The sequence below is a fragment of the Nostoc sp. CENA543 genome, from assembly GCF_002896875.1.
Taxonomy (GTDB): Bacteria; Cyanobacteriota; Cyanobacteriia; order Cyanobacteriales; family Nostocaceae; genus Trichormus.
Genome location: NZ_CP023278.1, coordinates 2,480,985 through 2,495,238, shown reverse-complemented (window position 1 = coordinate 2,495,238; position 14,254 = coordinate 2,480,985). Strand labels below are relative to the sequence as shown.

The following is a 14,254-nucleotide window of genomic DNA, read 5'->3' as shown; positions in this document are numbered from 1 at the left end:
TGTCTCCCCTACGTATCTGTTCAACAATCAAGTAGGAATCCTATATATATCGTGCTATTAGTTAATAAAGCATGAGACTTACTGATGTTACAAACTGAGTTTGAATTTACTTTACCGAAAGGCTATCTGGATGAAGATGGAAATTTACATCGCACAGGAGTAATGCGTTTATCTAGAGCAATTGATGAAATTGTGCCATTGCGTGATCCGCGTGTGAAAACCAATCCTGCTTATGCAACTGTGATTATTTTATCTCGTGTGATTATTCGCTTAGGTGCATTAGATGAAGTGACACCTGCTGTAGTAGAAAATTTTTTTGCCTGCGATTTGAGTTATTTACAACAATTTTATCGTCAAATTAATGAATTAAAAGAGGAATAATGCCAATTTTGGATTTTGGATTTTGGATTTTGGATTAAAAGCCTAGATTATTAGACTATTCCAGAATCTTGAAACAATACCACCTATCCTAATTTTATATAAAATGGTGGTCAGAGAATAGAGATTTAAAATTATGATTTTTTTCTAATATTTGATTATATATATATGAATAATGAAGAGATTTTTTGTACAGAATTTGAATTTATTTTACCTAGAGGTTTGTTGGATACAGAGGGTAATTTACATCGTCATGGTGTGATGCGTCTGACGACTGCTAAAGATGAAATTATGGTGCAGAGAAACCGCGATGCTCAAGAAAATTCTAGTTATGCTGTGATTGTCATGTTATCTAGAGTCATCACTAAATTAGGCAGTTTGACGGAAATAACTCCCGATTTATTAGAGAATCTTTTTTCTAAAGACTTGGCTTATTTAAGAGAGTTTTATAATCGCATTAATCAACAAGGTGATGTTTATATTCCTGTGCAGTGTCCCCAGTGTCAGAGTCAGTTTCAAGTGGAGTTAGCCTTAGCGGGGGAATAGTTGGCTACCCCTCAGAACTGCTAGATGAGGAGGTAGCCTGTATTGCGTATCATTTTCACTGGAGTTTAGCAGATATTATCAGTTTAGAACATCGCGATCGCCGTCGTTGGGTAGGAGAAATCGGTAAAATCAAAGCGGATGATTGATGAGGAGGCAAGGGGGCAGGGGGCAGGAGAGAAAAAGACAATGCCCAATGCCCCATGCCCAATATCACGTTTTCCCACTACCCAATAGATACAACAACGCCATTCGCACAGCCACGCCGCTTGTCACCTGGGACTGAATCAAGCTAAATTCTGGATCATCCATCAAGTCAGAACTGATTTCTACACCGCGATTGACTGGCCCTGGATGCAATACTTTGACATGAGGTTGACATAGCTGCAATTTAGCGCGCGTAATTCCAAATAACTGATGATATTCTCGCAAACTTGGCAGTAAATGGGCTGTCATCCGTTCTTTTTGTAAACGCAACGTCATGACAAAATCTGCATTTGCTAAAGCTGGTTCTAATTGCCAATGAATAAATAGTTTACCTGGGGGTACGTCTATTCCTTCTGCATAGATATATTCAGCAAAGAATTTAGGTAATAAAGTTGGCGGTGCAGCTAGATGTACTTCCGCGCCACTAGCAATTAAACTCCAAATATTAGAACGGGCAACACGCGAATGCAGAATATCCCCGACAATAGCAATTTTCTTATTCTTGAGTAATTCTAAACGCGGATTTTCTGCGTCCATCAGACTACAAATAGTGAATAAATCTAGCAGTGCTTGGGAAGGGTGTTCATGTTGTCCATCGCCGGCATTGAGGACACTAACTTTGACACCTAAACGATCCATTTCATCAGCGATCGCATTTGGTACTCCGGCTTCTTTATGGCGAATCACCATAATATCAGTTCCCATCGCCAGATAAGTTTTCGCAGTGTCCAGAATTGTCTCGCCCTTAGTCATGGACGAAGTAGCAGCAGCAAAGTTGAGAGTATCTGCACTCAAACGTTTAGCGGCGATTTCAAAACTACTGCGAGTACGGGTAGATGGTTCAAAAAATAAATTCGCCACCACCTGTCCTTGCAAAGCTGGGACTTTCTTCGTCCGCCGTGACAATACCTCACGAAAACTAGCAGCAGTTTTAAGGACAGTATCGTATTCAGCCGCCGTGAAGTCAGCCAAAGAGAGGACGTGATGACGATTCCAAGTTGATGTAGGCATAGATTGGGAATTGGGAATTGGGAATTGGGCATTGGGCATTTTCTTTTTCTCCCCTGCCCCCTGCTCCCTGCCCCCTTGCCTCCTCCTAACTAGGTAAATTAAATACTTTCAACGATACGGAAATCATTGTGAGGAAGGTTAGGAATCCAATTGTATCTAGCATGGTGGTGACTAAAGGGCCACTCATCAGGGCAGGATCTAGCTTGAGGCGTTTGAGTGCCATCGGCAGGAGAGTTCCCAAGGTGACAGCTACCATTGTATTAGTTGCCATGACCACACCGGCAATTAAAGCCACCCATCTTTCCTGGGGTCTTGCCCAAATTAAAGATAGGGCAAACATGGTGAGGGCTAAAACTACGGCTGTACCTAAGCCTGCGAGGATTTCTTTCCGCAGAATTTTCATTGTATCTTTAGGTGTGACTTCCCCTATCCCTAAACCCCGAATTGTGACTGTGAGGGCTTGGATGCCGACAGTGCCACCTGTGTTAGAAAATATGGGCATAATCACAGCTAAGACAGGCACAGCTGAAATTACCGATTGAAAAGGCGCGATCGCACTGGCTGCACCAATATACAATGCCATAATCCCCAATAGCCAGGGCAAACGTTTGCGAATGGTGATGTGGGCGGGAGATAAAGCTTCTTCATCACCGCTAGCACCTGCCAATCTTTGAAAGTCTTCTGTGGCTTCTTCTTCTAGAACATCGACGACATCATCAATAGTAATAATACCGACTAATCTATCTTCTTTGTCCACCACAGGCACAGCAATCAAGTCATAGCGTTTCATGACTTGGGCGACTTCTTCTTGGGGTGTATCAGTTCTTACCCTAATCACGCGATCGCTGGCAATATCCCGAATCAAAACTTCTGGGAAGGTAAATAATAATTGCCGCAATGACACAACCCTGACTAGCTTGCGGTTATCATCGGTGACGTAAGCATAGTAAATGGTTTCTTTGTCTTCATCCTGACGGCGAATTTTACTGAGGGCTTCACCGACAGTCAAACCTTCCCGCAAGCGGACGTATTCCGTCGTCATGATTCTTCCGGCTGTATATTCGGGATAGCCGAGAATCGTGGCGGTGGCTTGTCGTTGTTCAGGACTGAGTTCTCGTAATAGCTTTTTGATGACTACAGCAGGTAATTCATCAAATAATTCTGCCCGTTCATCAGGACTCATCGCCTCTACCAATTGTACGACTTGGGTATCATGTAGAGAATTGATCAGTTCTTCTTGAATTTCTGTGGGCAAATATTCAAATACATCAATTGCTTGATCTTTGTTGAGTAAACGAAATGCGATCGCGCGCTGTTTTTCGGGTAATTGTCCGATATATTCTCCCACATCCACCGGTGGTAGCTGATTTAAATCCCATTTGAGCTGGTTTAAATCAGCAATATCCAAACCTGAATTGCGAATATCTTGTATGAGCATGATGATACCTCCTAGAGTCTCCCCCGCGCTGGGAGACTCTCTCGCCAGCTTAGAGGAGGATAATACTGCCATCAGTTGGACTTTTGTCCATAAAATCTCAAAAATTGAACTCGATATTTAATCAAAGCACCGCTAACCAATCATCCTAGCCTGGAATTTGGTGAACAGCATAGCTTTTGATAAAAAACCCGCAGAATTTTTAAATTTCCGCATGGGTTAGCTATGGGTCGGTGATTTTGACTTAGTTGTAGATTCTACTATTCTCAGAACTTCTGTCAAGCGTATTTGTAGCGTAGGCAATCTTACTAGACTGTCAGTTAAATGTTCATTATTAACTTAACAGTTGTATGAATTAGAGGATGTCTTAACAGCAAGAATTAATATTATTCTAGTTTTAGAAGCTATTACAGGTACACTCAATGATTTAACGCCTAAACAAATAGCAATTTTTGATGCAGATGTAGAAGGGAAATAGACCTTGATTGAGGCTACATTAATGACACGCAGCTTAATTTTAGTTTCTAATAATGCCGATTTAGCAGATTCAGGGTTTGAACTTACAGAATTGAGTGAAATCCGAGTATTGAATTTAAAAAATAAGATTTTAGGTGAGTCAGATAACTGTTCGACTTTACAGCCTACCAAGCTACCCAACTCGGTTTTATTTTCGGAAATTGTTACCAACTTCACTGGAATAGGTCTGGACTCTTCTATGGTACGCTCAATGAATTCCCATTCACTAATTCTGACAGCAAAAGAGTGCTGAGGACGGCAATCACAACCCGAAAACCCACGTTGTTGTTCCTATTGTCACGCGCGTTCCTATTGCGATTAGCCGAGCGACAGTTCCTCGGATTGTTGTTCCACGAACCACCGCGCAGCAGCCGGAATTGCCTATCCCATAGAGAAGTTTAACATATTAATTTATATAATCTAGTTATATCTTTTCTTGAGGAAGATGAATTTTATTCTGTACTGTAGAGACTTTGCATGCAAAGTCTCTACATTATTTATTCGGCGCAACTTCATAGAAAATTGCTATTAAGCTAATTAAATATTTTTTGGCGTAGTTTCCAGGTATTTCCATGTTTCAGGTGAGCAATCCAACTTTGCAGAGATTGAGAGATTTTTTTATTGGAAAAAGATAGGTTCAAAACCTCGCCCCTGGTGGGCGAAAAAATCCTTGTTTCCCAAGGTAGGTAAAAACCCCACCCCTTGTGGGTGGCTGAATTAATTGCGAATTGCGAATTGCGAATTGCGAATTGGTTTTATATTCTATTTTCCCTTGGTCGTAGTCTAGCCGCATTTGCTTTAATCGCCTTCTGGCTTGGCGTAAATTGTCATTTCTTACCCGAATGCGATTTGGTAAAATACGAAATCCAACAAAATTAGCTCCGTATTGTGTTGCAAATAATTGGCTTTTAATGGGATGTATCTTTAGTCTGAGGCTGGCAAGATATTCTTCAATTTTAACTCTGGCTTTTTCTAAAAATATTTCATCATCAGAAAATAATGCGAAATCATCAACATAACGAATATATTGAGTAGCCTTAAGTTCTTCTTTTACAAAATGGTCAAAGCCATTTAGATATACATTCGCAAAAAACTGACTTGTTAAATTACCAATTGGTAAGCCATGTCTTCTTTCTGTGGGTGTGAGTAAATTATCACCTGTAAAATAATTAATTACTAATTCTTGAGAATTACTGTTATCAATAATAGTGTCTATTAACCACAGTGTATCAGCACATTTTATTTTCCGCCTGATGAGGGATTTTAGTATTTCGTGATCAATGCTGGGAAAGTATTTACAGATATCTGCTTGCAAAACATATTGATGAGAGCGTGCAAATTCAGTAAAGCGACGTAATGCCCGATGAGAACCAAACCCGACTCGATTAGCGTAGGAATCACTAATAAATGTGCGTTCAAAAATGGGGACAATAATATTACATAAAGCGTGATGTATGACTCTATCTCGATAGGGAGCAGCCGAAATCATCCGTGGCTTTGGTTCAAAAATATAAAATGTGCGGTATTCTCCAGGAGAATACGTTTTTGATAGTAATTGATGTTGTAAATGAAATAATTCCTGCTCTAGATTGTAGTTAAATTCTAAAACGTTAGTTCTAAATCTTTTACCTTTTTGTGCTTGCTTTGAGGCGGCGAGTAAATTGCTAAATGCTGTAATATCTTGCCACAAGTTACCGTATCTTTTCATATATAATCTTAGTTGGCATGGGAAGTTGCTACTATCCCATGATTTTGGTTCTTTTGTTGTCTAATCCAACCACCTAAATCTACGCCAATATCATTGATAAGTTTTTGAGCATATTCGTAACGCTCTGTTTTCATTAAATCGAAGTCTAAAAGCAATCGGGTTTGATAACGTAATATATCTAGCTTGGTATTTAACGTTTCTAGTTGAGTTAACTTTTGTTTGGCGTAGCGTGCTATGATTAACCCATCTAGCAGATTATAAAGTTCTGTGATGATGCGATTACCTAAGAGTAGCTTATGATCTCTGGGTAAGCGGTTAAGAATCGGGACGTACCACTTGATTAAGTCGTATGTTTTTTGTATGATTGGTAAGTCACTCATCTGAAAACCTAAAAAAAACTAAAAAAAATTTATCCGCCTGCGGCGGAGAGAAGTAAGAACAAAGAAAACAGCGCAGAGGGCAAAAGGGGAAAAGTGTAAAGGACTAGTTTAAGTCCTGAGGACGGCAATCACAACCCGAAAACCCACGTCGTCGTACCTATTGCCACGCGCGTACCTAACGCGATTAGCCGAGCGACAGTACCACGGAAGGCCGTACCACGAACCACCGCGCAGCAGCCGACGCGCATCTTCATCTTTATTATTTACCCAGGCACTGCCATCATTCGGCGCACCATTGTAGTTATCATGCCAAACATCTTCACACCATTCGTATATATTACCATGCAAATCGTATAAACCAAACAAATTCGCTGGAAAACTTCCTACATCGGTTGTTTGTTTACGATATTCACCCTTTGACCCTGCACCGTAGGTAAAGTTACCATCGTAATTTGCTAAGTCAGTGGTGAGAGTTTCGCCAAAACAGAATGGTGCAGTTGTTCCAGCACGACAAGCATATTCCCATTCCGCTTCACTAGGTAAGCGATAGGTTTTATTCGTCCTTCTCGATAAGCGGTGACAAAACTCTACAGCATGATCCCATGATACACACTCTACAGGACGATTATTCCCTTTAAATCTGGAGGGGTCAGGGTCTAAATCAATATTTACCTTATCCCAAGCCGCAACCACTCGCCATTGAGCTTGAGTAACGGGAAATTTACCCATAAAAAAGGGTTGAATCTTTACATGGTGCTGGGGACTTTCATCACTGTCGCGCTTCTCTTCACTTTCCGGCGAACCCATGAGAAACTGTCCACCAGGAATAGCAACCATTTCTAGATTAATACCATGATCTAGGCGTTCATTGAAGAATTCGGCTTTACCTTGGCTGTAATTAACTATACAAGATGTTCCTGATATTACAGTTACTTTAGCAGTTTTAAACTCAAACCACTGAGATTGATTTTGCTGCTCTATATTTTTTTGTTCTTGTTCTATCCGGTCTATATCTTCATCTTTTAGACTATAGTAATTTTGTAGCTTACTTAATTCACCTTTAGCCTTTTCTGGTAGTGGATATCCTTGTGCTTCTACTAACTGCGTGAAAAATTGCCGATATTTGTCCAAATTTTCTTTATAGATTCCATAAGGCTCTAATACTTGCTCTCTGATTTTCTCAGTTTCTTGGTCTGTCAGCCCCAGCCTTTTTTGTTCATCTTGCAAGATAAAAGACTCCGCCAAGGAAATTTCCCCATCGGCAGCAAATTCTACAACTTTTCGGCGATATTCAGCTAAAGCTGCTTCTCTATTCGCTCTTGCTTGTTTTTGCTGACGTTCCTGAATTAATTCTTTGGCAGCGTCCCGAATACCCTGAGCAATATCAGTAAACGCATCATCTTCATGCGGCCAAGATTTAACAGGTTTAGCATTTGTGGGCAAAGCTTGCAGTTTGGCAAAGGGTGCTGACTGCCACATAACATTTCTGAGAATCACAGGAATAACGCGAGCATTTCCAGCGTTATGACGTGCTATTGCTGTATTAACTTCTACACCCCAACAGTAATCAGAAGCAATAAAGTCTGAACTAACGAGCAGCAGAATGATATCGGCGGTTTGAAGATTAGCGTTGATTTGTTGATCCCACTCAACTCCAGGCGATATCTCACGGTCGTGCCATAGAGAAATCACTTTATCCCGTTTTAAAATTATCAGGTGTTTAATGAGTTCATTTTTCAGGGGTTCGTCTTTGTGTGAGTAGGAAATGAATACCTTGGGCGATACCTCTGCCATTTTGGGTAGAAAAGTGAGATAAATGACGCTGTTAACCGATTATAGTATGTTTGCCTGATTTCTCGGTGGTGAATTGTTGTGGATGATTCATTGGGCTAGTACACATCTACATTTTAAATTTTGGATTTTGGATTGTTTTTGGTACAAGCCCCACCGTGGGTGGCTGAATTAATTGCGTAAAGCCTGCGGCATAGCTGCGCTTAGAGCGTAGCGGGACTTTAGTCCATTGCGAATTGGTTTTATGGGTGCAGTCAATCTAAAATCTAAAATCCAAAATCTAAAATCTAAAATTGTTTGACTGTTCCTCAACATTAATTGCAGTTGTTGTTAATTGGATTTTTGCTGTTAGGAGTCTGGATATAAGATTAGGGTGATTTCTGCCATAAAGACTTAAGTGATCTGTATCTAAAATGTAATTTGTCATCACTCATCTGTATGAGCATTTGATTCTGCACGGATAATAGCTAATTTCTCCATAAAATCATCAAATGATGGATCATCAGCAAATATGCCAGCATACTTCATCTGAGTTGTTTCCTGATGAGGAACTGTTTCTGGGTTGACTTCAATAGTCATAAACTTACCTGTAGCTAATTGTGCTTCTAAGACAGATTTAATTTTGGCAATTACTTCTGCTTCTGTATTAGCCTCTGCTATGACATTGGGCATACCAACCACTGAGGCGATAGAGTTATTCTGTTGATTCTGCACAAAAATCTGGTATTGCATAATAAGTTATCTATAAATAAAAACTGCATACAATCACATTATAATTAACAACGATGCCTGTGACGTGTGATGGCTTGCACCTACACACTAACGATACACCAACGATTTATATTAATTCTAAAAATTTTGAATTCCCTGAAGGGAGAATGCAGACATTGAGCAGCACATCATCACGGTATATCTTAGCGTTGGATTTAGGTACGACAGGCAACCGCGCTTTTATCTTCAACGCAGATGGTAAGATTGTCGGACAAGCATATAAAGAACTCACACAATATTATCCCCAGCCGGGATGGTTGGAACATGACCCGCAACAAATTTGGCATGATGCTTGCTGGGTAATTAAAACTGCTATCTCGCACGCTCAAATTACCCCATCAGAAATTGCTGCTATTGGTTTGACTGTACAACGAGAAACTTGTTTACTCTGGGATAAAACCACAGGGAAACCGTTACACAAAGCCATTGTTTGGCAAGATAGGCGGACTGCTCCTTTGTGTAATCAATTACAAGAGCAAGGCTATGCTCAAGAAATATATAATCGCACTGGTTTAGTTATCGATGCTTATTTCTCGGCAACTAAGCTCAGATGGCTATTAGACCAAATGACCGATGTTGATTTAAGTCATGTCTTAGCAGGTACAATTGATACCTGGATACTGTGGAAATTAACAGGTGGGAAAGTCCACGCCACCGACCACAGCAACGCTAGCCGCACGATGTTAATGAATCTCCAAACCTGCGAGTGGGATGAGAGATTATTAGATATTTTCCAAATTCCGACGCAGATATTGCCGCAAATCCAACCCAGCTTAGGCGAATTTGGCGTTACCGATGCTGATTTACTCGGTGCAGCCATTCCCATCACAGCTATTTTAGGTGATCAGCAAGCCGCTTTATTTGGTCACGGCTGCGATCGCCCTGGTTTGATGAAATGTACTTACGGCACTGGTAGCTTTTTAGTGGCTCACACTGGAAAGGAGATTGTGCGATCGCCAAATAAATTAATCTCTACAGTTGCTTGGACACAAACCAGTGCCAGTCAAAATTTAAATGTCGGCTATGCCCTAGAAGGTAGTATGTTTACTAGTGGTGCTTGTATCCAATGGTTGCGAGACAGTCTCAAGTTTATTAAAACGGCGGCGGAAACAGAGACAATGGCGACGCAGGTATCAGACAACGGCGGAGTTTATTTTGTCCCTGCTTTTAGTGGATTAGGCGCGCCTTACTGGGATATGACTGCTAGAGGCGCATTCTTAGGCATTACCGCCAGTGTCCAACCCCAGCATTTAGTCAGAGCCGTATTAGAAGCGATCGCCTATCAAGTGGTAGAAGTAGTACAAGCCATTAACGCCTCATGCAGTCATCCCATGCAACGTTTAATAGTCGATGGTGGTGCTTGTGAGAATAATTTCCTCATGCAATTTCAAGCCGATGTATTAGGAATTCCGGTAGAACGTCCCACCATGCGCGACACCACAGTCCAAGGTGCAGCCTTTGCCGCCGGTTTAGCCGTAGGATTTTGGGACAGTTACACAGCATTAGTCAACCAAAGACAAATTGACCGCATATTTGAACCAAACCCCATCACACATAACTTTACCACCTGGCAAAAAGCCGTCAAACGCACCTTAGATTGGGCATAGAAGAGGAATTGGTGCAGGGTGCGGGGGGCAAGGGGGAGAAAAATTGCCCTATTTCCCCCTGCCCCCTGCCCCCCTGCCTCTTGCCTCCCCAATCCCTAATTCGCCAAATCTACATCCAAAGTATAAAAACCAACCTTTTCCGGCATTCTGTCGAATCTGCCGATGCGATAACCGCGTGATAGTTCATTTAAGACTTTGCCTTTAACCTCGCGGTAATCTTCATCATTGATGTCTCCATATAAACCTGTGACGACTTCCGCCACACTAAATACTTTTCCTGGATTGTGTCGAAAGAAAACAGTGAGAGCATCAATTAAAAATTGACCTTCATAGGGTTTGAGCATCGGCACAACTTTAGCTTTCGGAACTATTAAAGGTGGCTTCCTCTTACTTTTGCCATTGCGAGAGTAAGTATGAGTGCGATTAGAATTAACCAAAGTTAAGTCTATGGTGTAACAACCAGGTTCGTCAGGTATCCCAAACCATACCTTTCTTTCTCTACCTTGGGTGAGGGAAGATTGGACTCTACCTTTAACTACTTTAAAAATATGTGGATCTAACTCACCATAGAGCGATCGCACGATGAAATCTATATGACATACAGCACCCAAGTGTTCCTGTAGTAACTTTTGAATAGCTTCCATCCGACTCATCGCTTTATACTCAGGCAGCATGGGGAAGTCAATTCCTTTAATGCTTTCTGCTGTCACCTCTGGAGTGGATGCAACTTTCGTTTCTGCAACGGTTACTGCTTCTTCGTTTTCTTCACTGTCCGCGCTGGGTTCTACTGAATCAATAACTACTTGGGAAACTTGATCAGACGAAGACAACAAAGGCTCATCTTGAAGATTTTTGGATACATCTTGACTAACTTCGAGGGTAGCAACCTGGCTTTTAGTTTCTGTAGCCACAGACCAATTTGCTAATAATGCTTGTACATGGTCAAGTTGCGATCGCGCCTGTGTGTACAGAGTTTCATACTCTTCTACAAGACGACTGTAGTAGTCCCTGAGTTCTAATAATGGTGAGATGAAGTCCTGCGGGGGGGGTTCTAAATTTAATTGATTATTCATTGTGTAGTTCTCAATCAACCTAAATCAGTATCACTTTTATAAGACATGGGTCGAGGTTTAGCCTTGCGAGATGGCTGTTGAGATTTTTTCGGTGGTTGTGGCGGACGACATCTTTCACAATATAAAGGACGAGGGCCGAAAGTCTCACGTTTTGTAGCTTCGTTGCACTCTTTACAGACAAAATTAAACACGCGAGTGTGAATCAGCCTTTGATGAGCTTTGACTGTATATTCTCTAACATCAATTAACTTACTGGGCATAATCAAAAAAGTGAAGTTGCAATCCTATCAATATAGCTATTCAAGCAAACAAATTGAGATCCGTGTGTGTTTTGTCGTCTACTTGATTCTCATCAGCAATCTTGTGCAGAAGGACAGATGTAAAGTAGGCATAGTAGAAACCAGGAACAATCAATTAGTTGTTTTATTAGCATATAGTTCATTATCGACATTTAGGTACTATTGACTGCCATATTTTTGGCGTATTAAACACCAAAAATTTAGAAACCAGCTAGCTGAAAACTTTCTTCACAAAAATTTATGACAAACTTTCACGATTGTAAACATTGTACTTTTAGTTATAAATTTTTATGCTCATAGCAAGATGCCAGGGAAGTACCTAAACCGTCTAAACCAAAGTTGTCTTGCTACTCTGGGAGTAAGTTTCTTGAGGGAGAAGTTTTAGTGAATTTTGTCCTGTGAAAAGCAGATATAAGTATTTATACGATTCAGATTTCATTTTTGAACAAAAATTACCACACCTACTGTTTCCTGTTCCTGCTTGAGACATTTCCTAACTACACAAATAACATAATCAAATCAGATTCCTATGTGAAAGTGCCGAGTAAAAATATCTTACTCAGCACTCACCACTCACCACTTACCACTAATTATTACTTTCAACAAAATCCGCATCAATGACATCATCGCCACCACTTCTTTGTTCGCCTGCGGCTTGGGCGTAAACAGCACTACCAACTTGCATGAGGGCTTGCTGTAACTCATTGCTTAAAGATTTAATGCGATCGCTATTATCTTGGTTAATGGCCTCGCGTAAATCATTAACTAGCCCTTCTACTCGACTCCTATCGCTAGCACTAACCTTATCACCTAAATCTCGCAGTTGTTTTTCTGCTTGATACACCAAAGAATCGGCTAAATTCTTGGTGTCTATTTGTTCACGGCGTTTGTGGTCTTCGGCGGCGTGGGCTTCTGCATCCCTCACCATGCGTTCCACATCGCGTTTATCCAAAGTAGAAGCCCCAGTAATCGAAATTGACTGCTGTTTATTGGTCGCCCGGTCTTTTGCTGTCACCGAGAGAATCCCATTGGCATCAATATCAAAAGTTACCTCTATTTGCGGTACACCTCTAGGTGCTGGTGGAATACCATCTAAACGAAAATTACCCAAACTCTTGTTATGTTGAGCTAATTCTCTTTCTCCTTGCAACACATGAATTTCCACATTAGTTTGTCCATCGGCGGCTGTGGAAAAAGTTTCTGACTTCTTGACAGGAATCGTAGTGTTCCGTTCAATAATCTTCGTCATGACACCGCCGAGAGTTTCTACACCCAAAGACAACGGTGTCACATCCAACAGTAATATGTCTTTGACTTCCCCTGACAATACACCCGCTTGAATGGCTGCACCAACTGCTACCACTTCATCTGGGTTTACACCTTGACAGGGTTCTTTCCCAGTTATCTGACGGACTAATGCTTGCACCGCAGGAATGCGAGTTGAACCACCCACAAGTACAACTTCATCAAGTTGGGCGTGGGAGATTTTCGCATCTTGTAAGGCTTGTTGTACTGGTTTCCGGCAACGGTCAAACAAATCTGCACACATCTCTTCAAATTTCGCCCGTGTCAGGATCATATCTAGATGTTTCGGCCCTGTTTGCGTAGCTGTGACAAAAGGCAGATTAATATTAGTTTGAGTCGCGCTGGAAAGTTCAATTTTGGCTTTTTCGGCTGCTTCTGTTAATCGTTGCAGTGCTTGTTTATCTTTGCGTAAATCTATACCTTCGTTACTTTGAAATTCACTAGCCAGCCAATCAACTATTTTTTTATCAAAGTCGTCACCACCTAAATGGGTGTCACCACTAGTAGATTTGACTTCAAATACACCTTCACCCACCTCTAGAACGGAAACATCAAAAGTACCACCACCCAAGTCAAACACTAAGATAGTTTCGTTTTGCTTCTTATCCAAACCGTAGGCGAGGGCGGCGGCTGTGGGTTCATTAATGATGCGGAGAACTTCTATACCAGCAATCTTCCCAGCGTCCTTAGTAGCTTGGCGTTGGGAGTCATTAAAGTAAGCCGGAACTGTAATTACGGCTTGAGTCACTTTTTCACCTAAATATTTGCTAGCATCATCTACCAATTTCCGCAGCACTTGAGCAGAAACTTCTTCCGGGGCAAATTGTTTACTAGCGGCGGGACAGTTCAGTTTCACATTGCCATTACTGTCACGCACAACTTGATAAGACACCTCTGTAGACTCGTGGGTAACTTCATCAAATTTCCGTCCAATGAAGCGTTTGACAGAATAAAAGGTGTTTTCTGGGTTCATTACAGCTTGCCGCCTGGCAATTTGACCCACCAAACGTTCACCTGTTTTGGTGTATGCAACCACAGAAGGCGTGACACGTTGTCCCTCTGCATTAGCAATAACCGTTGGTTGTCCCCCTTCCATAACAGCAACACAAGAGTTCGTCGTCCCTAAATCAATACCAACTACTTTTGCCATAAGAATTTCCTTTTTTTAGGGGTGTAGGGGTGTGGGGGTGTAAGGGTGTGAGGGTGTGAGGGTGTATGGGTAATAATAAT

General features: G+C 41.3%; 15 protein-coding genes and 1 pseudogene. 6 read left to right on the top strand and 10 right to left on the bottom strand.

The window, feature by feature from the left end; all coding sequences use genetic code 11:
• Positions 1–84 precede the first annotated feature (84 nt).
• The 3 genes from CLI64_RS10360 to CLI64_RS10350 all read left to right on the top strand — a co-directional run bounded on the left by CLI64_RS10360 (position 85) and on the right by CLI64_RS10350 (position 1,070).
• Positions 85–381 (top strand): hypothetical protein, encoded by a 297-nt coding sequence (locus CLI64_RS10360; protein WP_103137149.1) that lies wholly within the window; start codon positions 85–87, stop codon positions 379–381.
• 165 nt (positions 382–546) lie between these two features.
• Positions 547–924 carry a phage tail assembly protein gene (locus tag CLI64_RS10355; RefSeq protein WP_103137148.1) on the top strand — a complete coding sequence of 126 codons (378 nt, stop codon included), beginning with the start codon at positions 547–549 and terminating at the stop codon, positions 922–924.
• Positions 879–1,070 carry a DUF6760 family protein gene (locus CLI64_RS10350; protein ID WP_103137147.1) on the top strand — a complete coding sequence of 64 codons (192 nt, stop codon included), beginning with the start codon at positions 879–881 and terminating at the stop codon, positions 1,068–1,070. The genes CLI64_RS10355 and CLI64_RS10350 overlap by 46 nt, the downstream gene beginning before the upstream one ends.
• A gap of 64 nt (positions 1,071–1,134) precedes the next feature.
• Here CLI64_RS10350 and CLI64_RS10345 read toward each other — a convergent pair whose 3' ends face one another.
• Both CLI64_RS10345 and mgtE read right to left on the bottom strand, forming a co-directional pair.
• Positions 1,135–2,139 carry an aspartate carbamoyltransferase catalytic subunit gene (locus tag CLI64_RS10345; protein WP_103137146.1) on the bottom strand — a complete coding sequence of 335 codons (1,005 nt, stop codon included), beginning with the start codon at positions 2,137–2,139 and terminating at the stop codon, positions 1,135–1,137.
• Positions 2,140–2,224: 85 nt separating this feature from the next.
• Entirely contained in the window at positions 2,225–3,577 is a 1,353-nt protein-coding gene (gene mgtE / locus CLI64_RS10340) for a magnesium transporter (RefSeq protein WP_103137145.1), read from the bottom strand.
• Positions 3,578–3,920: 343 nt separating this feature from the next.
• On the opposite strand from mgtE, the gene CLI64_RS31915 reads away from it, so the two are divergent.
• On the top strand, positions 3,921–4,052 hold the full coding sequence (locus CLI64_RS31915; protein ID WP_264082514.1) for a hypothetical protein: 132 nt from the start codon (positions 3,921–3,923) through the stop codon (positions 4,050–4,052).
• Positions 4,053–4,073: 21 nt separating this feature from the next.
• On the top strand, positions 4,074–4,343 hold the full coding sequence (locus CLI64_RS31530; protein WP_225977556.1) for a hypothetical protein: 270 nt from the start codon (positions 4,074–4,076) through the stop codon (positions 4,341–4,343).
• On the opposite strand, the pseudogene CLI64_RS30725 reads toward CLI64_RS31530, so the two are convergent.
• The 5 genes and pseudogenes from CLI64_RS30725 to CLI64_RS10310 all read right to left on the bottom strand — a co-directional run.
• Positions 4,288–4,464 (bottom strand): annotated as a pseudogene (locus CLI64_RS30725) (SUMF1/EgtB/PvdO family nonheme iron enzyme); the annotation flags it as partial. The gene CLI64_RS31530 and the pseudogene CLI64_RS30725 overlap by 56 nt on opposite strands.
• Before the next feature lie 263 nt (positions 4,465–4,727).
• Positions 4,728–5,798: an RNA-directed DNA polymerase gene (locus CLI64_RS10330; RefSeq protein ID WP_103137144.1), complete on the bottom strand. Its 1,071-nt coding sequence runs from the start codon at positions 5,796–5,798 to the stop codon at positions 4,728–4,730.
• An 8-nt stretch (positions 5,799–5,806) separates the two neighbouring features.
• Positions 5,807–6,178: a diversity-generating retroelement protein Avd gene (gene avd / locus CLI64_RS10325; protein ID WP_103137143.1), complete on the bottom strand. Its 372-nt coding sequence runs from the start codon at positions 6,176–6,178 to the stop codon at positions 5,807–5,809.
• Between the two features lie 108 nt (positions 6,179–6,286).
• On the bottom strand, positions 6,287–7,972 hold the full coding sequence (locus tag CLI64_RS10320; RefSeq protein WP_103137142.1) for an SUMF1/EgtB/PvdO family nonheme iron enzyme: 1,686 nt from the start codon (positions 7,970–7,972) through the stop codon (positions 6,287–6,289).
• A 423-nt stretch (positions 7,973–8,395) separates the two neighbouring features.
• A complete protein-coding gene (locus CLI64_RS10310; RefSeq protein WP_103137141.1) occupies positions 8,396–8,701 on the bottom strand; it encodes a HicB family protein in 306 nt (101 codons plus the stop codon).
• Positions 8,702–8,847: 146 nt separating this feature from the next.
• On the opposite strand from CLI64_RS10310, the gene glpK reads away from it, so the two are divergent.
• Positions 8,848–10,347, top strand: a complete 1,500-nt coding sequence (gene glpK / locus CLI64_RS10305) for a glycerol kinase GlpK (RefSeq protein WP_103137140.1) — start codon at positions 8,848–8,850, stop codon at positions 10,345–10,347.
• Positions 10,348–10,442: 95 nt separating this feature from the next.
• Here glpK and CLI64_RS10300 read toward each other — a convergent pair whose 3' ends face one another.
• The 3 genes from CLI64_RS10300 to dnaK all read right to left on the bottom strand — a co-directional run bounded on the left by CLI64_RS10300 (position 10,443) and on the right by dnaK (position 14,174).
• The gene (locus tag CLI64_RS10300; RefSeq protein ID WP_103137139.1) at positions 10,443–11,420 is read right to left on the bottom strand and encodes a hypothetical protein; all 978 of its coding nucleotides are present in this window, start codon (positions 11,418–11,420) and stop codon (positions 10,443–10,445) included.
• Between the two features lie 14 nt (positions 11,421–11,434).
• Positions 11,435–11,680, bottom strand: coding sequence for a hypothetical protein (locus CLI64_RS10295; protein ID WP_103137138.1), 246 nt, complete (start codon positions 11,678–11,680; stop codon positions 11,435–11,437).
• 625 nt (positions 11,681–12,305) lie between these two features.
• Positions 12,306–14,174, bottom strand: a complete 1,869-nt coding sequence (gene dnaK / locus CLI64_RS10290; RefSeq protein ID WP_103137137.1) for a molecular chaperone DnaK — start codon at positions 14,172–14,174, stop codon at positions 12,306–12,308.
• Between the last annotated feature and the right edge of the window lie 80 nt (positions 14,175–14,254).